We start from the raw sequence: 21,094 nt of genomic DNA, 5'->3' as shown, positions 1-21,094 counted from the left end.
GACCACCATGCCTGTCGTAGTGATTCAGTCCGCCGAATTCGGCATCTACCTCCGCATGGATGCGCGGGAGGTCACCAGCAAGGCCGATGACGGCTCCGGGACGGTCAACTGCCAGTACCAGATCGCGCCGTGGGAGATTTTCGAGATCTCAGCCGCTGACGACGACGGCGCAGTGACGATCGCCTCGGTCTCGTTCCCCGGCGTCTACCTCCGAATGGATGCCCACGGGGCGCCCCCGTTCGCCTCCGACAGCTCTGGAGGCACCGTCAACTGCCAGTACGGGGTCGGTGAGTGGGCGAAGTTCCGGCTGGAGGAGCAGGCCGACGGCACGTTCCTCATCGGCTCGGCCGCGTTCCCCGGTGCCTACCTGAGAATCGACGGGCGCGGCGTGAACGAGGCCGAACCCCACGGCGGGATCGTCAGCTGCACCTACGTCCCAGGCGGGTGGGAGAGGGTCCGCCTGATCCCGCAGTGATGCCTCCGTGCCGCTCGGTCCGGCAGTCCCGCCACACTTACCGATACGGAGCCTTTCGGTGACCATCAGCAAGCTCGATAACAGGACCGCCCTTGTCCTCAACGACATGCAGAAGGGCGTACTCCGCTTGCCCCTTGCCCCGCAATCGAGAGACGAGGTGGTCACACGGTGTGTCAAGCTTGCCGCTGCCTTTCAGCGGCACCGGCTACCGGTGATCCTCGTGGCGATCGGGGGCCCGGCTCCGGGCCGAGTCGAGCAGGACCTCGACCTGCCGGAGCCTCCTGGTCCCGACTTCGCCGAGATCATCGATGAGTTCGCCGACCAGCTGCATGACCTTGTCATCCCCACCTTCCGATGGGGCGCCTTCCACGGAACCCACCTCGACTCGGAACTCCGGCAGCGCGGCATCACGCAACTGGTATTCGGCGGAGTTTCCACCAGCTCCGGCATCGAGTCGAGCGCCCGGTCCGCATTCGACCTCGGCTACAACGTCAGTGTCGCCGTCGACGCGGTCTCGGATTTCGATGCCGCAGCCCACCGCAATTCGATCGGGCGGGTCTTCCCCCGGATTGCCGAGTCGGATGTCACCGACCGCATCATCGAGCTGCTCGACGGCCGCGCCCGGTAGACGAAAGATCAGCGAAGTCAGAGGGAATGGCCCCCGATGCCAGATCCCACCGAGGAAGCCCGCCGGCTCACCGCGGCCGGGACGGAGTGGATCGTCCCGGTCCGCCGTGGTGGGCTGAGGCCGGGACGGGGACATGGCGGGGCCCCGGCGGTGAGGTACGCGGGGCGCTGACCGGGATGTGCCACTGACGCTGGGACCTCGTTCTGGCCCGGTTCGCGTTGGTTCTCGGCCCTCCGCGTGGGCCGGGTCGGACGCGTACCGGGCCCGGCGCCTCCGCTGTGCGGATGTCGCGGTCGAGGGAGGGCGACGACTGCGAGGTCGGCCAGGCTGCGTTCGACGTGCGCCCACACGTCGTCGACGGGTTGAGGCTGGGCGAGTAGGCGGGCGGCAGGAACACCGTCAGCCATGCACGCTCAGCGATCAACTCCCGTATGGCGTGGGAGACATGCGGGTTGAGCCGGCCTCAGGCCAGCAGGCTCAGCGCCTTGACGAGTCGGTGGACGCCGTCGACCGGTGCCACCTCCGTCGATTCCTTGTCGTCACCGCTTGGGGCGCGCGGCGAAGAAGCGCCGGAAGAAATCCAGTTCGGTCGCGCTCGCGACTGATCGGGGGCTGAACGCGTCACCGAGTTCCATGGTCAGCGGCTCACCGTCGAACCGCCGCCAAACGGGCAGGTGGCCGCCGTTGGGGTCACCCGTCTTGAGGAAGTTCGAGACGTACGACGACACGACCCCTGCGATCGTACGGTCGTTGTGCGTCCACGGCCTTTCGGGATTCGCCGCCAGGCTGTTGAAGACGTAGTAGATCTCCGATCCGTGAAATGCCCCCCGCGTGCCGGCGTCGTGCCCGGCCGGAGCGTGCGTCCAGTAGTACGTGCGCGGCGCGGTCCCGCCGGCTCGCGACCATGCCTCCGCCCAGAGATAGGTCGATGAACGCGAGTGCGCGCGTGCCGACTCGTTCCAGCGCGTACGCGCCTCTTCGTCGCTCTGCGCGGGGAACAGCGAGAGGAACTCCTCCCTCATCTCCCCGTACACCGTGTGCGCGTGCTCAAGGTATTGCGCCAGGGTGGTCGTCGGCAGTGGCGATGCTCCGTCTTCGTCGAGATTGCCGCCCGTGATCACCGGGATGTCGCGGTGGTGAGCTCCCGCAAGCGACTCGTCGTACGTTCGCCGGAACACCACTTCGTCGAGCACGGGTCGGAACAACGGGGGACGATGACCGCCCGGCCCCGGTTCGTCCGCGTCGTTGCCCACGAGCAGTTGCTCCACGGGCAGCTCACGCAACTCGGCCAGGGCGTTGACTCCGTGCTTGTGCATCCACTCCTCGCCCTGGCTCAGGGCATCGTCGCGGCGCCGGTACGACGCGGCGACGAAGTCGAGGGAGGGGTCTCCCGGGTGAAGGGCACCGCTCTCCGCGATGGCGCCGTGCAGGAGGTCCTGGGACAGCGGCGAATAGACGAGGTCCATCACGCATGCGGCACCGGCGGACTGTCCGGCGACGGTGACGCGGCCGGGGTCGCCGCCGAATGTGGCGATGTTGCGTTGTACCCACTGCAGGGCCGCGATCTGATCGAGCAAGCCGTAGTTGCCCACGGTGCCCGCGGCGGCGCCGCCTCCCGCGATGGACTCCTCCAGGAGTTCGCCGGTCGCGAGGAAGCCGAAGACTCCACTGCGGTAGTTGAGGGTGATGACGACGACGCCGGTCGACGCGAGCGCCGCACCATCGAAGGTCGGGTCGCTTCCGTGTCCGGAGATGAATCTACCGCCGTAGATCCACACCAGGACGGGCCGTCGTTCGTCGTCGACCCCCGCGGTCCATACGTTCACGGTGAGGCAGTCCTCACTCATGGGGAGCGTCCCAGGCTCCGCGTTCTGAGGGCAGATCGGGCCGAATCGGGCCGCGTCCCGCACGCCCGACCAGGGCGTGGCCGGTTGCGGTGGGCGCCATCGATTCTCACCGGCGGTGCTCGCGGCGTAAGGGATGCCGCGGAAGACCGTGACACCCGGCTGTGCGGTGGAGGCGCCTCGTACGGTGCCGAGGTCGGTTACCGCGATGGGCGCGGTCGACTTCGCTGTCTGATGCACAGCTGCTGCTCCATGGTCGTTCGGTCCACGTGGATCTGTCCGGCTGGGTTCGTGCGCCGCGCTCAGTCGGCGCCGCCCGCGAGCACCTGACGTCGGATGGCGTCGATGCTCTCCATGACGGCAACCGTGTCTTCGAGGGGGTTCTCAGCCGCCTCCGGGTGTCCGCCGGAGACGGCGCGGGTCACCGCTCGGAACATCGGGGTGTATCCGGCCCCCTCCGGCTGGATCGTGACGGTCTCGCGGTCGTCGCCGATCGCGAGCTCGTAGGTCCATGGGTTCACGAAGCCCGGGAGGGTGATGGCGCCGGCGGTACCACCGATCACCGCGTGCTGGGGAAGCCAGCTGGTCATCGAGCAGGAGAGCTGTGCGAACCGGCCCTCCGAGTACTCCATGGTGGCGGCACAGGATGTGTCGAAGCCGTCCGCGGACGTCCCCGACGCGCTGATCCGGATCGGCGCGCCGCCCAGGAAGTGGTGGGTCAGCGCGACGTTGTAGATGCCGAGATCCAGAAGCGCTCCTCCGCCCAGCTCGGCGCGCCACGCGTTGTGGGCGGAATCCAGGTTGCGACCGAAGTTGGTCGTGACGGTGCGGATGTCACCGATCACGCCGTTCGCGACGTGTTCCGTAGCGGCTTTGACGACCGCGTTGAAGCGCGTCCACGTCGCTTCCATGAGGAAGGCGTTCCGCGACCGGGCGAGCGCGACCAGTTCCCTGGCTTCCTGCGCGTCGAGCGTGAACGGCTTCTCGACGAGAACGGACTTGCCGGCCAGGAGAGCCGCCCGCGCGAGGGGGAAGTGCGTGCTCACCGGTGTTCCCACGTAGACGACGTCGATGTCCGGATCCGCGAAGAGTGCCTCCGGGTCGTCGAACGCCCTGGGAATGGACCATTTCTGAGCGAACGCTGCAGCCCTGCCCGCGTCACGCGAGCACACCGCGGTGACGGCGAGGCCCTCGGTCGCGATCATGTCGGGCAACACCGTGTTGGCGATGTAACCGGTACCGACGACACCCCAGCGCATGACGTCGTTCCTGGGCGGTGTGGAGTTCAACCTTCGTTCCTTCTGTGTGGGTGTCCCGGGGGGTCCCTCGATACTCGCGGGGGCGACTCAGCGTGAGGCGGCCGAGAGCGCGTCGAGTTCCTCCGGGGTGAGATCGAGCGTTGCCGCCTCGACGAGTCCTGCGACCTGTTCCGGTGTCCGGGCGCCGGCCACGGGGGCTGTCACGGTCGGTTGGGCTATGAGCCACGCCAGTGCGACGGTGGACTGCGTGACGTGATGGTTCGAGGCCGCGGTGTCGAGCGCTTCCAGGACGCGGTCGCCGCGCTCGCCGAGGTAGCGGGCCGCGAACTCGCTGTGCTTCTCCGCCTGGGCGGCGTTCCTCACGACGCCGGCCAGAAATCCCGACGCGAGCGCCCAGTACGGCATGACGGCGAGTCCCTGCTTGGCGGCCACCGCCCCGAGTTCGCCTTCGTAGGCACGTTCAACGAGGTTGTAGTGGGGTTGGATCGCCACGGGGGCGTGAAGATGCTCGTCCTGAGCGATCCGCAGCCACTCCTCGACTCGCTCGGCACGGAAGTTCGACACCCCGATGCTCACGATCTTCCCCGCGTCCACGAGGGACGAGAACGTCTCGGCGACGTCCGCGAGAGGAACGCTCTCGTCGTCGTAGTGGGCGTAGTAGACGTCGATGCGATCTCTGCCGAGGCGCCTCAGTGAGGCGTCGACGGCGGCGAGGATGTTCTCGTGCCGCAGGCCGGGCAGTTGCGAGTGCTTGCCGACCTTCGTCGCGATCACGAATTCGTCGTGGACCGCACGGGATGTCAGCCAGGCGCCGATGACGCTCTCGGATGCCCCGTCACCGTAGCCGTCGGCGGTGTCGAGGAAGTTCCCCCCGCCGCTGCGGTACGCGTCCAGAACCTCGAACGCCTGCTGTCGGTCTGCCGATCGCCCGAAGGGTGTACCGCCGAGGTTGACGGGAAACACCTCCAGCCCGGTCGAGGCGATCGCTCTGCGTATGGGCGCCATGCGTGTGTGCTCCTTCTTCCTTTTGTGGGCCTTGTGCGTCACGCCACGGACATCGGGTCATCGGCGTCGACACTCGACAACGCGGCCCGGGCCACCGCCTCGTTGTCATCGGGAGCCGCGCCGCCGACGCCGAGACCGCCGACCACGACGCCGTCGAACCGGATGGGCAGGCCGCCGCGCATGTTGGTCTCCTCGTTGCCCGCGGCGAGCGCGAGAACGATGGCGTCGTGGTCGCTCATCCATCCACTCGGCCGGTCGTCCGCGCACGCCGTTTTCGCCGCCCGTCGGCTCGAACCCGCGTTGAGAGGGTTCGCACCGTCCGCGCGGCAGAACGCGACGACCTGCAAGCTCGGATCGACCACCGTCGCCACCAGGCGCAGCCCGCGCCGCGAGCCCTCGGCGATCACGCTCGTGACGATCTGAAGTGCGGCCTGATGGGAAATCAGGACCGGCTGGTAGGTCTTGGACACTATGAGCTCCTTCTTCTTTGGTCTTGGCCGAAGTCAGTCGAACGCGGCGAAATCTGTCTCGAAACCGAGTTCGTCGAGCACCGCGTCGCCGATGGCCTGGTCCTCGTCTCCGCGAGCGCCGGACACCCCGAAGGCACCCAGCAGACGGCCGTCCCGCTTGATCACGAACCCTCCGGGGCCCGTCATGATCGGATAGGGGCCGAGCGACGACAGCCGCGCGAGTGCGTCGGGGGTGAGGTGTGCCCATTGCTCCAGAAGGAGGGTCGGACGCTCCATGATCGCCGCCGTGTACGCCTTCGAGGTGGCGAGTTGCAGGACGAGGTCTCGAACGCCGTCGGCGCGGCGTGCCATGACGACCCGGCCTTCGAGATCGACGACGACGGCCGCGACCGGCTTTCCGATTCGGGCCGACTGCTTCACGCAGGCGCCGATGACCTGCTCGGCGATTGCGATGTTCATTCCTTGCGCACCTCTCATGGGGCGGCTTGTCCGTTGGGCGATGCTCGGGGTCGGGTGGCGGGACGTCCCGCCACCCGACCCCGAGGCGCTCAGTTGCGCTCCGCCGCGAACCGGTCGAGCGCTTCGGCGATGACCTCGTGATCGAGGGCGTCCTCCTCGCCCGAGGCGGAGATGGTCGCCGTCAGCACACCGTCGACGAAGATGGGGATGCTGCCGCCGGCGACGACGTACTCCTCCGGGAGTTCACTGCCGAAGCTCGGATCGGCGTCGCGCTTGAGTCGTGCGAGCAGCGAACTGTGGCCGAACTTGTTGACCGTCAGGATCTTCCGCCGTATGACGTCGGCGTTGAACTGCCCGGTGGTACCGAGTTGTGCCCGGTACGCCAGTTCGTCTCCGATGTGGACGTCGACGCAGAGGTTCACGCCCCATTCGAGGATGATGCCGACGGTGATCTCTCCCAGCCGGGTGGCGTCGTCGCGAACGAACCGGGGGAAGTCGCGATCGGGTTCCTTCTGGATCTCTTCGAGGGTGTAGGTGGGATTGGGACGGGACATACGTGTCTCCTGCGGTAGGGAAGGTGTGCTGTCGGTGTGCGTGCCGACGAGGATGGTCAGTGATCGCCGGGTCTACCCTCTGGCCCTCGACAGCAGAAGAGGGGCCCCGGCTGAACGTGCGACGGGCCTGGCACGCGTGAGCTGCGGGATCCACCGGAGCCCGAGGAGCGCCGTGACCGCGCCGCAGGCCGCCATGACCACCATCAGCGCGGTCGGGCCGTTGGCGGCGAGAGCCGGTACGAACACGCCGTATCCGGCGATGGCGAACCGGCCGATGCCGTAGGTCAGGCCCTGCGAGGTGCTGCGGATCTCGGTCGGGAAGATCTCCTGGGTCCACACGCGGAACAGGCCTTCTCCCGCCCATGCGAAGCCGACCCCGGTCGCGCAGAGCATCACGACGACCGACCAGAGGCTGAATCCGGCTGCGACTGGAACGAGGGATCCCACGACGGTGAGCGCGGTGCCGAGGATGAACAGCACCCGCCTCGCTGCGGTGCGATCGACGAGCCGCTGGAATGCGACGCCCGCCGCGATGAGCAGCAGTGTCGTCCCGACGGACACGATCGTCGCGGTGAGCACCGTCGACTTCGAGATCGTCGTGATCAGGTAGGTGCTGTACTGCCCGGTGATGTTGCCGGACACGGAGGAGAAGACGTAGAACACGGTGATCGCGATGAGCGCGCTTCCGTAGGGTTGCCTGAGGAGCAGCCGAAGATCCCGCTTCCTCCGCGCCCGCGCATCGACGGTCACATTGGCCTGCTCCCAGGCCGGCGACTCCTTCATCTCCCGGCGCAGGAACCACACGATCAGCGAGACGACCATGGGGTGGACGAAGAGCAGGCGAGCGCCGAGACCGCCCAGGTCCGACACGCCGATACCGATGAACTGGGTGAGGACCACGCCCGAGAAGAGGAACACCTGGCTCATGGCGACGGCCGATCCGCGACGGCCCGCACTCGCCTCCTCGAACACAAGGGCGACAGAGGCGGGTATGTCGGCTCCGAGCGCGAGCCCGGTGATCACGAAGCCGACTACGAGCACCGCCGGGTTCGGCGCGATGATGATGACGAGCATCGCCATTGCGCAGATCAGGAGATCGGCCGAATAGACCGCCCGCCGGCCGAACACGTCCCCGAGCCGGCCTCCGACGATCGCGCCGACCGCGAACGCCAACTGGAATCCGGAGACGAGTACGCCGATCATCCAGGGGCTCAGGTGGAAGACCGAGTTGAACAGAACGATCGAGACGCCGACGCTCACCGACGTCGTGCCGTCGAGGTACGACGCCATTGCGCCGAGTATGGTTGCGCGTTTCGAGTAGCGCGCTGACTGCATATCTGTCACTTGTCCGACGCCTTTGCTGTACCGCGTTGTACGCCTAGATCGGAAAAGGGGTCGCATCATTCTTTGACAAGCACATGCGGCTCCATATGCGCGACGACACAATACTGATAGTGCGCGTCGAGACACTTGGAGCCACAATGAGCGGCCCTGCGTGTTCGATCGCATGTCAATGCACGTCGTCGCGTGTGTAATCCCCCGGGTTGGGGTGATAAATCATCGCCCACGCAAGTGAGGAAACATCGGCGGCGATCTACTGGCCGTCGACGTGATGCTCTGACCTGTGTCTTCGGTCACGCACGAATGTGCGCCATCGCGTGGGTAACCCGCGGGTACGCAAGAGAGCTGTCGCGCTACAAACCACTGCCGCATCAGCGGCATTCCAATGGCTGACTGCGCGACGCCCAGACGTAGCTGTATATGCCCGCTTCTGACTAAGTGGGGCACAACTGCGCGGCGAAGGGTTCTACGCGGCAGGCAGGCGCGGCCTCTGATTCAGCACAGAGCTGATGCTCGCAACCATTCTCCGCCTCCTTACGATATGACAGCCAGATTAAGTCAACGTTTACTCGAAGGCAATAGGCCCCTGTGAGCAGTTCGAGCCTGTCGTCGGTGGTACCTGTTTTGCCCGGATGAGTGAACGGGCGCAACACGCTTGCGAGTTGCACCTGCGGATCGAGGCCGGGCACGGTAGGCCGATCGCCACGTGGCAACCGTTATCGTGCGCCGCGCGCCGCGGTGTGCCGGCTACGGCTTCACGGGGGTCGCCTGAAAGGCGATCACCTGGATGCCGTCGTGCCGCTCCGCCCATACCGCGGTACACCGGCTCTCCGACACCACGGGCTCGGCGTCGATCACGATGCGCGCCGAGAGCCGGTACACGACGACAGCCGTGGCTGCCTGCAGTGTGACCGACTGATCGGACACCGACAGGTCCTCGTACCGAAAGAGGCCGTCGCCGAGACTCGCCAGATAGGACTCACCTGTGTCGAGCCTGCCCGTCGTGTGGACGTAGGAGCACTGCGGGCTGATGAGCTCACGCAGACAGGCAACGTCGTTGGCCAGCATGGCCTGGATGCGGGTTCTCTCCAGCGTGCGTACCGAGTCGGCCGTGATGGTCATCGGGGCTGTTCCTTTCCCACGCGGGTCGTGGCATGCGGGCGGACGAGATCGCGGCCCCGGGTTCCTCGGCGCTACGAAGCGGCATCAGGCCGCGGGCGTGCAGCGTCACAGCTGACGAGAGGAGAGAGGGGAGCCGATCACGGCTCAGAAACCAGGAAGGCGGGCAGTACGCCTGCGGTGGGTGCGTCCGAACGCCAGCGCCAGTTGGAGGCCGCGCACCACGGTGAGGACGGTAGTACGCCCCGGACGAAACCGTCCCTTCGTTGCGTACAACCTTAGATTGCGGTCGATCGAAGGCCGAACTCGTTCACCCGCTGGACACGGGGGCCGAAGCTGACCAAGCTGAGATCTCACAGACCCGCGGCCCTCGTCGGCCGCCGCAGCGACAGGGAGGCATCGTGGAATCGGAATCGCCGATCTCATCGCGTGTCGGCTCCCGTGCTGCCGTCTGGGCCCACCATTCCGGAGTGGTCAACGTCGGCACCGTGGGCGATGACTCTGCCGGATGGTGCGAGCGTCCCAAGAAGAAATGACTCCGCGTCCCCGCTGCCGCAGGCAGAGCGGGGTTTTCGGAGCATGCCGTCATGGCCTTACGGTCCAGGTAAGGCCAGCGCCAGTCAGCGGGCTCCGTTCCACGTAAGAGGTAGGCGGGACCGCGTTGGCGGTACCGCATGAGGCCGCCTTGTGCCGCCCCCACGGCCGCATTCGAGTGGCCACGGCCGGCAGACGGACATTCCGGATCCGACACCCCCCCACGAGCTCGGCGGCATGTGACCGCCCACTCGTGGGGCGCTGTTTCACGCCCGGAGAGACGCCGGCCGACCCCCACACGGAGTTCGACATTTCAGGAGTATCGACCATGCATGAAACTTGCCGTCCCCTGGGTTCGACCGACCTTTCGGTGTTCCCCGTGGCGCTCGGCGGGACGGCCTTCGGCATGAAGGCGGGCACCCGGGAGTCACATCGACTGCTCGACACGTACCGGGCCGGTGGCGGCAACTTCCTGGACACCGCGGACTCCTACCGGCCGCCAGTAGAGGAAATCGCCGGATTCGATTCGGAATCCATCATCGGCTCCTGGCTGAAGACCTCCGGAGCCCGCGATGAGATGGTCATCGCCACGAAGGTCGGGAAGCACCCTGTGTATCCCGGCCTGCGCGCGACGAACATCCGACGCGCGGCTGAGGCTTCTCTGCGGCGGCTGCGCACCGACCGGATCGATCTGTACTTCGCGCACTTCGACGACCAGGGCGTCCCCCTCGAAGAGACCGCCTCGGCGTTCTCCGAACTGGTCGACGCCGGAACGATCCGCCATATCGGCCTGTCCGACTTCTCCGGCAAGAGAGTGTCCGAGTGGATGGACGTTGCAGCCAGGAACGGGCTGCATCCGCCCGTCGCTGTTCAGCCGCACTACAACGCCGTCGAGCGCAGCGGCTTCGAAACCGACCTGATGCCGGTCGCCCTGCACCACGCGCTGGCCACCGTCCCCTACCGGGGACTCGCCTCGGGATTCCTCACCGGCAAGCACCGGTTGGAGCGCGACGACGCTCGTAGCCGGTTCTCTCCGGCGGCGCAGTACGTCAACGAGCACGGCGCTCAGGTCCTCGACGCGCTGGACGAGATCGCGCAAGAACGCGGGGCGCAGATCTCGACAGTGGCCCTGGCATGGCTCGCGGCCCGGCCCACTGTGGTCGCGCCGATCTTGAGCACAGGCAACGCCGCGCAGCTGCCTGCGCTCCTCGCGGCTGCCGAACTCGCGCTGACCGACGCCGAGAACCGACGCCTCGACGAGGCATCAGGCCGCCTCGTGCCGCAGGGCTGAATATGGGTCGATACTCGGCGTCGGCGGGGCTGAGCCGGCCGTTCGCCGAGTGTCGCCGACACGGGTTGTGGCCAGGGGCATTGCCGGAACGGGGTGCGTCGGGTTCGCCTGTGGCGCCTGGTCATGTCCAGTAGTTCGTTCTTGCCCCGGAAGGCAGTACAGGCACGACGCCGGCGACCGTGTGGTTGTTGACGCCCCAGCACCACTTGTCGACGCTGTTGCCGTGCGGCGATTCCTTGTCGATGTGCCTGATCCCCGGGATCGGCGGGGCCGGGTGTACCCGCTGAGCACCCTGCTGTGCACGGCTGGAGCGGCCGTCCTGGCCGGAGCCCGGTCGCTGACCGCCGTCGGCGAGTGGTCGTCATGCCCGTCCTGCCGCACCGGATCCCTACGCCTGCGGCCATCGCGGTCCTGCTCATCGCCCCTCGCCTGGTTCACTGGATGGCTGCGTCAGCGCGCCCGCAAGGGGCCCGTACCAGTCGGCCCTTCCTCGCCTTGTCGAAGCGGCTGACGACCTTCCCGGGCGACGGCCATAGCCTGGGGCTTTAGCATTCCTGTTGACCTCGGCAGGAGCGCCGGGGCATTCGTGGAGGGGCGGCATGGATCTCGGCGGTCTCGACATGAACGCGCTGACGCCGCTGCACGCGCTGCTGGAGGTGCGGCATGTGACGCGGGCCGCCGAGCGGTGCCATATGAGCCAGCCCACCATGAGCGCCTACCTGGCCCGGCTGCGCCGCTACTTCGACGACGAACTGCTGGTCAGGGGCGCCGCCGGTTACGAACTGACACCGCTGGGGCACCGGCTGCTCCCGCTGGTGGCCGAGGTGCTCACGGCGGCCGAGAGCGTCTTCCGGACCCGGGCCGGCTTCGACCCCTTCACCAGCGAACGTCGCTTTGTGATCTCCTGCTCCGGCTATGCGACCAGTGTGATCGGCCGCCCTCTGAACGCCCGCCTCGGCAGCGGTTCGCCGGCGCTGTCGATCCAGTTCTGCGCGTTGAAGGACGGGTTCGCGGAGCGCGACCTGCTGGAGGCCGATCTGGTGATCGCCCCGCTGAGCTTCAGCGTCCCGGCCGAGAGCGAGAAGCTGTTCAGCGACGACTTCGTCTGCCTGCTGGACTCCGGCAACCCGGTGGCGGCGGAAGCCGAGCTGACGGCCGAGGTGCTCTCCGGACTCCGGCACGCGGGCGTGAGCCGCAGGTCGGGCACGCCGACCGTCGCGCACCGGCTCATCGACGGGCTGGGGGTGCAGGGGCGGCTCGCGGTGCTGACCGACGAGTGGGCGAACCTGCCCTGGCTCGTCCAGGACACGGACCTGGTCGCGCTGCTTCCCCGGCGGGTCGCCGAGCGGGCCTCGCGGGCCGGCGGCTTCACCATCCGGGAGGTGCCCGGGTACGACGGGGCGCGCTTTACCGAGTCGATGCTGTGGCACTCCAGCCGCAACGCGGACCCCGGGCTGCGGTGGTTGCGCGGCGAACTGCGTGCCGCGCTGGGCGCGCGCTGACCCACCACCCGCGGACCCCGCGAGAGGCACTCAGAGACCGTCGCCGCAGAGTTCCTCCAGGATCTCACCGACCTTCGACGCGACGGCCTCGGCGGATCCGCGCGCATAGCGGGAGTTCATCGCCTCATAGGTGCTGCGGTCGTAACTCGCGGCATCCGCCATGTACTTGGCCGCTCCGTTGGCCATCGTCATGACGAGGGTGCCCGCGAACGGGGAGTCCTCCTTGATGCCGAGGCCGGTCGCGCTGGACAGTTCCGCCCGCAGGGCGACCAGCACGATGTCCCCGATCCGCACCGCGTCGATCGGCACCTCCGCCTTGCCGTCCGGCTGGAAGGGGTAGTTCCGCACCGGGCGCAGGTCCTGCATACGGGCGGGCGCGACCTGCGCGTGGACGGTGGTGCTGGTGTTGACGACCCGCAGACCCCCGCCCGTACCGGTGCACCGGATCCCCTCGCTCACCCGGACCGTCTCGGCTCCCAGTCGCTCGCCGAGCAGGTCCACCAGTAGGTGACCGGCCTCGTGGACGTCGGCTCTCGTGTACGACCCACCCCTATGGGCGACATACCGGTTCGCGGTGAGGAACGGGGCCTGGTCGCCTGCCGCGCCGATCAGGAAGAGGGCGACGGCTCCGTCCCCGTAGGACTCCTCCACATGACGGCAGGCCGCGCCCGCCAGATCCGAGGTGACGAGCCTTTCGCCCGTCCGCGTGCGCGACTCGTTCATGACGGAGGACTGGACGGCGTAGTTCATCAGGATCGCCAGTGGCTGCCCTCCGTCGTCCTCGATACGGACGACGCCCACGCTCTTGTCGGACACGCCGGTCTCGTCGGCGCCGAGCCACCAGCCGTCCGCTGTGAGGACGTCCCGGTTGACGTTGACACCGCAGGTGCCGCGCCCGAACCCCAACCGGGCGGGCCGCATGGTCTGCCGGGCCTCCGTCACGGAACGGACCACGGCGTCCCGTACGGCCTCCCGTAGCAGGGCGTCGCTCCGTCCGCCCGTTCCCGCTGCCTGAAGATGCGGGGCGGAGAAGGTGTGGCTCGCGCACACGACGGTGTTGCCGCCCGCGACGTGGCCGGCCGTTGCGGCGGCCTCCCGTAGCTCGCGCACCGCGTCGTCGGGAATCGACGTCAGCTCGACCACGACGAGGGCGACGCGCTGCGACCCGTCGTCGAGGAGGACCGCCCTCGCGTGCAGGCTGTCGTGTTCGCCGGTGAACCCGTCGAGGGGATAGGAGTCGGGGGGAAGGTCGATGACCGACTTGCCGGCGCCGGCCGCGAGTTGGGGGCCGGTCACCGCAGCGTGCCCTTGATCATGCCGACCAGGCCGTCGACGATGCCGGTCTCGGCGTACCCCTGCACGATGGGGCAGCCGTTGACCTCGAAGGTGTTCCGTGCGTACGACTGGTCGTCGGCGAGGTAGCCGATGCGGTCGTTGGCGATGGAGATCAGCAGGGTGTTCGCGAGGGGGGACTCCCGCTGGAGCCGCCGGTAGATGTCGGTCACCACCTCGCCCGACACGCCGGCCAGGGCGACCTCGTTGATGGTGACAAGGCCCAGCCGCAGGTCGACCGAGTCGACCTTCTCCTGGATCATGTCCTCCATCACGTCCACGCCCTCCTTCATGGGACAGGCGAGCACCCGTTCCGCCGCGCCGATGCGGACCGTGGAGGTCGACTCCCGGATCCCGCCCGCCACCCGTACGGCTTCCGCGCCGACCATCAGCCCCTGGGCGGCCATCGCCTCGTAGGCGAACACCCGCTCGTCGTCGGTGGCGCCCCGCAGCTTGCCGAGGGCGACCCTGGGCGACTGGTCGCCCACCGGCCCGAGGGTCCACAACGCCACGACACCGCCGCCGAGGTGCCGCTCGACATACGCGGTGGCCGCCCCCGCGAGGTCGGCGCTGACCTCCTCCGTGCCCAGCACCACGGTGGAGTGCACCGCGTAGTTGAGCAGCACCGCGATCGGGTCGCCGGTGAGGGTCTCGAACCTGAGCACCCAGACGGTTTTGTCCGACGGGCCGTCGGGGTTGACGCCCATGGACCACTTGCCCGCGATGTACTCGTCGCGGTTGACGTTGACATCGGCGGTCCCCTTGCCGAGGCCGAACCGGGCCGGCTGGGACGACGCCCTGGCTGCTTTCAGCGCGCTGATCATCCTGTCGTACACCCAGGCGGTGTAGGTGTCCGACTCCGGAGGTCCCCCGTGCGCGAGCGCTCCCGGGGAGACCAGGCCGATCCGGGGGGCGCTGTGGGTGTGCGTCGCGGTGATGACGATGTGGTCGAAGGGGATGCCGAGTTCCCGCTCGATCCGCTCGCGGACCGGCGTCATGTCGCCCGCCTCGATCAGATCGGCCGACAGCAGAGCCACCTCGTGCGCCCCGTCGTCGAGGACGAGCGCCCGGAGGTGGATCGGGTCGTGCACACCGGTGAACGAACCGCCCAGCGGATTGAGATTGGTCAGGTCCTCGGGCGTGATGTCGACTTTGGCGACACCGACCCGTAGATTCCCTGATGCGGACGAATTCAAAGGTGACTCCTGGTCTTTCCGGGCGAGACTGAAGCCGGCCGAGACGTCAGCCGGACGAAACCGCTGCTACGCCTTCTTCTGCTGCAGAGCCGGCTCGCGCATCGAGGTGAACTGGCAGTTAATGATCTTCGACTCTTCGCCGGCCGGTTCCCATACGACGGTGAAACGGTTACGGAGGGCCAAGACCCCTTCCGCCACCTCCACTTTCATGTCCTCGACCCCGCTGATGAAAGCCAGCCCTCCCAGGAAACGGATGTCCTCCTCCGTGCGCTCGATCGACAGATACTTGGTCCGGGCGTTCCCGATGTAATCCAGGATTTCTTCCTTGGTGTTGATGTTGCCGTTTCCGTGTATCCAGACCACTCCGTCGTCGAGGAGAGCCGCCAGGGCTTCGCCATCCGCGCCGAGCATGGCATCCCGACGGGAGCGGTCCAGTCGAAGGATGGTGTTCGCGTCCGTCATCTCAGGCTCCTGTACAAAGGTCGAGCCGGGATTCCCCGGGATTGATGGGAACTCTTCCATTCACGGCGGGGAACCAGCAAGACCAGGGGAATGGCGATCCCCTATGTTCGCTATAGGGGATCCTGATGAGGCGGCGAGGCGGGCCGTCGGCGGGTTCCTGCGGGTGCCTACCCGATCGCCCGCGATGCCGCTGAGCAGGGGCGAATGCCTCTGAGGCGGCTACTTTCGGCGTCGGCTGCAAGCCCTCCGCGGCCACCTCTTGTCGATTTCCGTACGCACATCTTGCGTTACCGGAATCTTGCGTCCGTCGCGTCGGGGGTGGCACGGTCTCCTTAGCCGGCCCACCTGGCCGCGGACCGCTTACTCGGGAACCCGCCGACGAGCCCGTGAGCGCCGCACCACCGCAACGAGGTCCGCCGGGTGACCCCGCGCAGACCCCGTGCGAGGAATTCCAGTGAAAGCATTCAGCGGATATTCCGCGAATTACGGCGGTAGGCATACTGCTTGCCATGTCTGAGTGGACAGCTCGTCGAACTCCGAATGTTTTCCCGCGTGGCCCGTCCCCGGTCAGGTTCGAAGACCCCACAACGTAGTGAGGAATCAGCGAGGATGCCCAAGGACCAGAGCTCGCCCCGCCCCTGGTACATAGCCACTCTCGGCGGCATGGCTTCCTATCTCGAAGGCGCGACCATGGTGAGCCTTTCCATGGCCGTCATTCTGCTGCAGAAGCAGCTCGGACTCAGCGCCTGGAGTGTCGGCGCGCTCAGCGCCTCACTCACCCTGAGCTTCTCCACCGGGGCCATTGTCGGCGGCCGTCTCGGTGACCTCTTCGGACGCCGGGTGATCTACTCAGCCGACCTGGTGATCTACGCCCTCGGCGCGCTGATCGTCATCCTTTCCTCCAACCAGGCCGTCCTGTTCGCCGGCGTCATCGTCACCGGTCTCGCGATGGGTGCCGACATCCCGGCCTCGCTGGCCCTGGTGGCCGAGGAGGCGCCCCCCGGACGACAGGGTGCGGCAGTGGCGTACTCCCAGACGCTGCTCATGACGGGCGTGGGGGTCTCCCTGGTCATCTCCAACTTCGTTGCGGATGCGGGCAGTCTGGGCGCGCGGCTGCTGTTCGGCCACCTTCTGGTGGTCTCGGTCATCGTGTGGGTCCTGCGCCGCGGCGTAGCAGAGTCGTCGGCCTGGCTGAAGAGCCGCGCCGGGAAGAACTCGACCGGGCCGCGGCAACTGAAGGAGGCCTTCCGCAAGCCGCACGGGACCGCTTTGCTGGCCACCACCCTGTTCTTCGTCATCGGCGGCATCATGCCGAACACGCTGACGCAGTTCGGCCCGTACCTGATCGTCAACCTCGGGCACTCCACCATGCAGGTCTTCAGCACGATCGGAACGGTCACCTTCGTGGTGGGCCTGGTGATCGCGCTCCTGCTGCAGCGCTTCGCGGACACCAAGTCCCGCACCGTGTGCCTCGCCCTCGGTCTGGTCGCCCTGGTGGTCGGCCCCCTGGTGGCCATCCTGGGCAACTTCTCCGTGGCATCCCTGACCGCCCTCTTCATCCTCAACACCATCGCCGGAAGCTGGGCCGGTGACGGCATGTACCGCATCTTCACCCAGGAGATCTTCCCCACCGAGATCCGCAGCACGTCCCAGGGGTTCACCTACGGCATGGCCCGCTACTGCATGGCCGGGTTCGGCCTGCTCACCCCCGCACTCGTGGCCTTCTCACCGACCCTGCTCATGCTGCTCCTCATCGGCCTGGGGCTGGCCGCCGCGGCCATCGGCCTGCTGTGGCTTCCGCGGATTCCGCGCCACGGTCTCAACGAGCAGACCTTGGTGACCGTCCCCGCCGACCGCACCTCGGTGGCCGCTCACTCATAGCTCCCTACGTACACCCCCGTACAGCAGAAGGAAATGTGACCCTGTGTCTCCCGTCCCGCTCCGCACCCTCAACGACGGCGGCGTCATCCCTGCCCTCGGCCTCGGCACCGCTCCTCTGGACGACTCACGGACCGAGGAGGCGGTGGCACACGGCCTCCGTGTCGGGTACCGGCTGATCGACACAGGCGCCGTCTACGGCAACGAGGGCGGCGTCGGCCGGGCCGTCGCCGCCGCCGAAGTCCCCCGTGAGGAGATCCGGGTCCTCACCAAACTCCCCGGTCGCCACCACGGCTACGACGCGACCCTGGCCTCCTTCGAGGAATCCCGCGGCAGGCTCGGCCTGGAGTACGTCGACCTCTACCTCATCCACTGGCCGCTGCCGCGCCTGGACAAGTACGTCGACTCCTGGAAGGCGATGATCAGGCTTCGCGAGGAGGGACTGGTCCGCTCGATCGGAGTGTCCAACTTCACCGCCGAGCACCTGGACCGCCTGGAGAAGGAGACCGGGGTGCTGCCCGCCGTCAACCAGATCGAGATGCACCCCCAGCTCCCGCAGGAGGAACTGCGCGCCGTACACGCCGAGAAGGGCATCGCCACCCTCAGCTACAGCCCTCTCGGCCGCGGCACGGGACTGGTCCAGGATCCCGCGATCGGGGCCGTCGCGGCGGCCCACCGGGTCACCCCCGCCCAGGTGATCCTGCGCTGGCACCTCCAGCTCGACACGGTCCCGCTTCCCCGGTCGGGCGATCCGACGCGGCGGCGCGACAACCTCGACGTGTTCGGCTTCGAACTCTCCGCGGACGAACTTGCCCGGATCGGCGCCCGCGCCCGCGTCCGGATCGGCTTCGACCCGGAAAGCCACGAAGAGTTCTAGCCGGCGCTCAGGCCCGGACACGAAAGACCAGACACGAAGGAGAAGACGAATATGCGTTTGTCAGCACCGACCGGGACCGGCCCGGAACAGGCTGAACTCGGAGAGCGGATCAGAAGCCGTCGCGGGGCCGTCGGCGGCCCCTTCCTGGTGTGGCTGCGCAACCCCGCGCTCGGCGACCACCTGGAAGCACTCGGTACGTACTGTCTCCGCGAGTCCTCACTGCCGCTGCGACTGCGGGAGTTGGCGTTGCTGGTCGCCGCTCGCCACTTCGACGCGCAGCACTCGTGGAACGCGCACCTGGCCAAGGCGGTCGACGCCGGGGTGGACCCGGCCGCGCTGCAACGCCTGGCCCGCGGGGAAGAGCCGCGGTTCAGCAGCCCGGACGAGGAAGTCCTCCACCGCTTCGCGTCCGAGGCGCTTGAGGGGCACTTCGTCGGCGACGAGACCTTCGCCGCCGGACTTGAGCACTTCGGGGAGCCCGGGCTGGTCGACCTGGTCGCTGCTCTGGGGACCTTCTCGATGTTCGCGATGGCCCTGAACGTCTTTCAGGTGGACCTGCAGGCCGACCACGATCCGCCGTTCCCGGACATCAAGGGATTCCGCCGGATGTAGCGGGGCGGCAGACGAGTCGAGCTGTACGCCGGGTTTTGTCGCCGACCATCGCGATGTTCGGTACGCCTGCGGCGAGGGCGAGTTGCTTGGCGAGTGTGTCGCCGACGGTCACGGTGAGATCGACGCCGTTCTCGGCTGCCATGCGCCCGACCTCGCGGTGAGTACTCCCCAGATTCTCCCCGGGGAATGGTCCTGTGCGTGGCGGCGTAGGCGATGCCGGCGGAGAAGCGTTGGCTTCCTGACGGGTGGTGAGGTGCAGATGCGCAAGCATGCGCAGAACGCAAGCAAAGATTGCGCTACCGTGCCCTCGCCACCCTGAGATTCACTCTGCTAGCTTCCGCCTGGGCCAATTCGGCCATGAATTCTGCCCCCGTCTCCATCATGTCAATCACGCAGAGAAGGATTTTCTGCGTTGTCACTAGAACATTCCAGTTTCATGGCTGGGTGAACGTCGGACGAAAGCGAGCCTCGTGAGAACGGCTGCGCTTCAGGACGGCATCGCTTTACGCAAGGTCAAAGGGGCAGAATTGGGCGCGAGGGTGTCCATCGCCTTCACCTTCAATGCCGACGATGTGGGTCACGTGGTCGATCGTGCCGGAGATCTGGTCTCCGTGCTCAACTACGCCGGCCACGGTGTCGAAAGGCCACCCCACTCGGTCAGCGCGACGATGAAGTGCGCGTTGATCGGCCTGGTCGGTACTGGCTTGGTGCAGATGCTGACTGGCGATGCCTACGCCGAACCCGAAGTACCGCCGACGACGTGGTGTGGGACGCGCGTGCCTGGGCGTCAGAGCCACGCAGAGTCCGACCTCTGCTTCCTTCGCATCCGCGCTACCACCCAATTAGCCCCGCTGAGCAATACACGCGCATCCTGCGACCCGTCTGTGCCTCGTCAAGTCGACTGTTCGCCCTTACCCAGATCCGCATCACCATCATCTGCCTCCGCGACGACAACCCCGTACCTCGTCCCCAATCGCAGGGTTCCCCTGCAACAGCCCAGCGCTGTCTGCCTCGACACTGACGTCATGCGCAGCAGAAAGGCTCCCTCCTCATGCCCGTATCCAGCAGACGACTGCTCGCAACCGCCGTTGGGCTCGGCCTCCTGGCAACCGGATGCACTCTGGATCCCACCGACAGTGCCCATTCCACCGGCCCTGTCGTCTTAGGGTTCATCAACGGCGGCACCACTTCGTTCCATACCTGCCTGCAGACGGCGGTCACGAAGACCACATCGAACAACCTGGCAAAAGTGCGGACGGCCGATTCGCACGGGAGCAAGTCTGCGGAACTGCGCAACGTGCGGGACATGATCGCGCACAAGGTCGACGCCATCATCCTGCTCAGCGTGGACGCCAGCGCCCTGGACGCCGACATTGCTGCAGCGCACAAGGCGAAGATACCCATCACTCTGATCGCGGTGACGCCTTCGGACGACAGCGAGATCCTCGGCGCCGTCATCAGCGACCTGCCCGGGATAGGCAAGTTGGACGCCCAATGGGTCGACGACGACGCCGCGGGAAAACCGGTCAAGGCCGGTGTTGTCTCCGGCGACGGGAGTACATCGTCCAACTTGATGGTCGACGGATTCACCAAGAACCTGGCAGCCAATGTGCAGGTGGTGGGGGAGGAGCGAGGCATGTTCGACCGGGCGACGGCCAAGGCTGCCGCAACCAAGATGATCCAGGCTCACCCCGACCTCCGGTACGCGTTCGTGGCCAACGAGGACATGGCCTTCGGTGTACGGCAGGCGTTCGATGCGGCGGGCGCCCGCAGCGTGAAGATCGTGACCGTCAACGGCACCGACCAGGGACTCGCCGCGCTCAAGGACGGGAGGTTCGCGGCGACGGTCTCCAACTCGGTCCAGGACTTGGGAGCGCTGGCGGTGACACACACGCTCGCTCTGCTGCGCGGGGAGGAGAAGGACAAGATTGAACACATCGATGCCCGTCTGGTGACCAAGGCCAACGCGGACACAGCGCCCCTGTATTGCGATACGGATGACTGATCGGCCAAGTCAAGGGGGCGGCTGGCAGCTGCGTTGAACGGCGAGCTGCAGGGCGCCTGAAGGCGTCGAGGAGGCCGTCGGCTTCAGCCTTGATTCCTCGCGGCATGCCAGGTGGTCGGGATCGGCTGCCAGGAGTTGGGCGGCCAGGTGGCGAAGTTTTCCTGGGTTCCCTTGCGGCAGGGCTAACGCCGACGGCGACAAGGGCCTCACCAACTCCGTGGAGACCAGGTGGACGAGTCCGGGATGGCGTT

Annotated in this window: 21 protein-coding genes; 9 read left to right on the top strand and 12 right to left on the bottom strand. The window is 67.2% G+C overall.

The window, feature by feature from the left end:
• Positions 1–7 precede the first annotated feature (7 nt).
• Positions 8–475 carry a fascin domain-containing protein gene (locus tag OG504_RS03415; protein WP_405988343.1) on the top strand — a complete coding sequence of 156 codons (468 nt, stop codon included), beginning with the start codon at positions 8–10 and terminating at the stop codon, positions 473–475.
• A gap of 58 nt (positions 476–533) precedes the next feature.
• Positions 534–1,103: an isochorismatase family protein gene (locus OG504_RS03410; protein WP_405988342.1), complete on the top strand. Its 570-nt coding sequence runs from the start codon at positions 534–536 to the stop codon at positions 1,101–1,103.
• Between the two features lie 539 nt (positions 1,104–1,642).
• Here the strand turns inward: OG504_RS03410 and OG504_RS03405 are convergent.
• The 8 genes from OG504_RS03405 to OG504_RS03370 all read right to left on the bottom strand — a co-directional run bounded on the left by OG504_RS03405 (position 1,643) and on the right by OG504_RS03370 (position 9,157).
• Positions 1,643–3,187, bottom strand: coding sequence for a carboxylesterase/lipase family protein (locus OG504_RS03405; RefSeq protein ID WP_405988341.1), 1,545 nt, complete (start codon positions 3,185–3,187; stop codon positions 1,643–1,645).
• Positions 3,188–3,249: 62 nt separating this feature from the next.
• Complete coding sequence (locus OG504_RS03400; RefSeq protein ID WP_405988340.1) at positions 3,250–4,236, bottom strand: Gfo/Idh/MocA family protein; 987 nt, start codon at positions 4,234–4,236, stop codon at positions 3,250–3,252.
• Positions 4,237–4,293: 57 nt separating this feature from the next.
• On the bottom strand, positions 4,294–5,211 hold the full coding sequence (locus tag OG504_RS03395) for an aldo/keto reductase (RefSeq protein WP_405988339.1): 918 nt from the start codon (positions 5,209–5,211) through the stop codon (positions 4,294–4,296).
• A gap of 38 nt (positions 5,212–5,249) precedes the next feature.
• Positions 5,250–5,681, bottom strand: a complete 432-nt coding sequence (locus OG504_RS03390; RefSeq protein ID WP_329257917.1) for a heme-binding protein — start codon at positions 5,679–5,681, stop codon at positions 5,250–5,252.
• Between the two features lie 33 nt (positions 5,682–5,714).
• Complete coding sequence (locus OG504_RS03385) at positions 5,715–6,140, bottom strand: heme-binding protein (RefSeq protein WP_405988338.1); 426 nt, start codon at positions 6,138–6,140, stop codon at positions 5,715–5,717.
• An 89-nt stretch (positions 6,141–6,229) separates the two neighbouring features.
• Complete coding sequence (locus OG504_RS03380; RefSeq protein ID WP_329257923.1) at positions 6,230–6,694, bottom strand: heme-binding protein; 465 nt, start codon at positions 6,692–6,694, stop codon at positions 6,230–6,232.
• 72 nt (positions 6,695–6,766) lie between these two features.
• Positions 6,767–7,984 (bottom strand): MFS transporter, encoded by a 1,218-nt coding sequence (locus OG504_RS03375; RefSeq protein WP_405988337.1) that lies wholly within the window; start codon positions 7,982–7,984, stop codon positions 6,767–6,769.
• Between the two features lie 798 nt (positions 7,985–8,782).
• On the bottom strand, positions 8,783–9,157 hold the full coding sequence (locus OG504_RS03370; RefSeq protein WP_405946039.1) for a nuclear transport factor 2 family protein: 375 nt from the start codon (positions 9,155–9,157) through the stop codon (positions 8,783–8,785).
• Between the two features lie 859 nt (positions 9,158–10,016).
• Here OG504_RS03370 and OG504_RS03365 point away from each other — a divergent pair.
• The 3 genes from OG504_RS03365 (at position 10,017) to OG504_RS03355 (ending at position 12,481) form a co-directional block, all read left to right on the top strand.
• Positions 10,017–10,979, top strand: a complete 963-nt coding sequence (locus tag OG504_RS03365) for an aldo/keto reductase (RefSeq protein ID WP_405988336.1) — start codon at positions 10,017–10,019, stop codon at positions 10,977–10,979.
• A gap of 49 nt (positions 10,980–11,028) precedes the next feature.
• The gene (locus OG504_RS03360) at positions 11,029–11,490 is read left to right on the top strand and encodes a transposase family protein (RefSeq protein WP_405988335.1); all 462 of its coding nucleotides are present in this window, start codon (positions 11,029–11,031) and stop codon (positions 11,488–11,490) included.
• 88 nt (positions 11,491–11,578) lie between these two features.
• On the top strand, positions 11,579–12,481 hold the full coding sequence (locus tag OG504_RS03355; RefSeq protein ID WP_329257932.1) for a LysR family transcriptional regulator: 903 nt from the start codon (positions 11,579–11,581) through the stop codon (positions 12,479–12,481).
• Between the two features lie 30 nt (positions 12,482–12,511).
• On the opposite strand, the gene OG504_RS03350 is transcribed toward OG504_RS03355, so the two are convergent.
• The 3 genes from OG504_RS03350 to OG504_RS03340 form a co-directional block, all read right to left on the bottom strand.
• Positions 12,512–13,777 carry a hypothetical protein gene (locus OG504_RS03350; RefSeq protein ID WP_405988334.1) on the bottom strand — a complete coding sequence of 422 codons (1,266 nt, stop codon included), beginning with the start codon at positions 13,775–13,777 and terminating at the stop codon, positions 12,512–12,514.
• Positions 13,774–15,009 (bottom strand): neutral/alkaline non-lysosomal ceramidase N-terminal domain-containing protein, encoded by a 1,236-nt coding sequence (locus tag OG504_RS03345; protein ID WP_405988333.1) that lies wholly within the window; start codon positions 15,007–15,009, stop codon positions 13,774–13,776. The genes OG504_RS03350 and OG504_RS03345 overlap by 4 nt, the downstream gene beginning before the upstream one ends.
• Before the next feature lie 66 nt (positions 15,010–15,075).
• Entirely contained in the window at positions 15,076–15,471 is a 396-nt protein-coding gene (locus OG504_RS03340; protein WP_405988332.1) for a nuclear transport factor 2 family protein, read from the bottom strand.
• A gap of 609 nt (positions 15,472–16,080) precedes the next feature.
• Here OG504_RS03340 and OG504_RS03335 point away from each other — a divergent pair.
• The 3 genes from OG504_RS03335 to OG504_RS03325 are packed head-to-tail and all read left to right on the top strand — an operon-like array spanning position 16,081 to position 18,838.
• Positions 16,081–17,352: an MFS transporter gene (locus OG504_RS03335; RefSeq protein WP_405988331.1), complete on the top strand. Its 1,272-nt coding sequence runs from the start codon at positions 16,081–16,083 to the stop codon at positions 17,350–17,352.
• 43 nt (positions 17,353–17,395) lie between these two features.
• Positions 17,396–18,226, top strand: a complete 831-nt coding sequence (locus tag OG504_RS03330) for an aldo/keto reductase (protein ID WP_405988330.1) — start codon at positions 17,396–17,398, stop codon at positions 18,224–18,226.
• Positions 18,227–18,277: 51 nt separating this feature from the next.
• Entirely contained in the window at positions 18,278–18,838 is a 561-nt protein-coding gene (locus OG504_RS03325; protein WP_405988329.1) for a carboxymuconolactone decarboxylase family protein, read from the top strand.
• Here OG504_RS03325 and OG504_RS03320 read toward each other — a convergent pair.
• Positions 18,816–18,980: a hypothetical protein gene (locus OG504_RS03320; RefSeq protein WP_329257952.1), complete on the bottom strand. Its 165-nt coding sequence runs from the start codon at positions 18,978–18,980 to the stop codon at positions 18,816–18,818. The two genes, OG504_RS03325 and OG504_RS03320, sit on opposite strands and share 23 nt — an antisense overlap.
• Positions 18,981–19,889: 909 nt before the next feature.
• Between OG504_RS03320 and OG504_RS03315 the strand changes: the two genes are divergently transcribed.
• A complete protein-coding gene (locus OG504_RS03315; RefSeq protein WP_405988328.1) occupies positions 19,890–20,843 on the top strand; it encodes a sugar ABC transporter substrate-binding protein in 954 nt (317 codons plus the stop codon).
• Positions 20,844–21,094: the final 251 nt, after the last annotated feature.

The organism is Streptomyces sp. NBC_00986 (assembly GCF_045162565.1).
In the GTDB taxonomy this organism is placed as follows: Bacteria; Actinomycetota; Actinomycetes; order Streptomycetales; family Streptomycetaceae; genus Streptomyces.
This window is presented reverse-complemented; position numbering and strand designations above follow the sequence as displayed.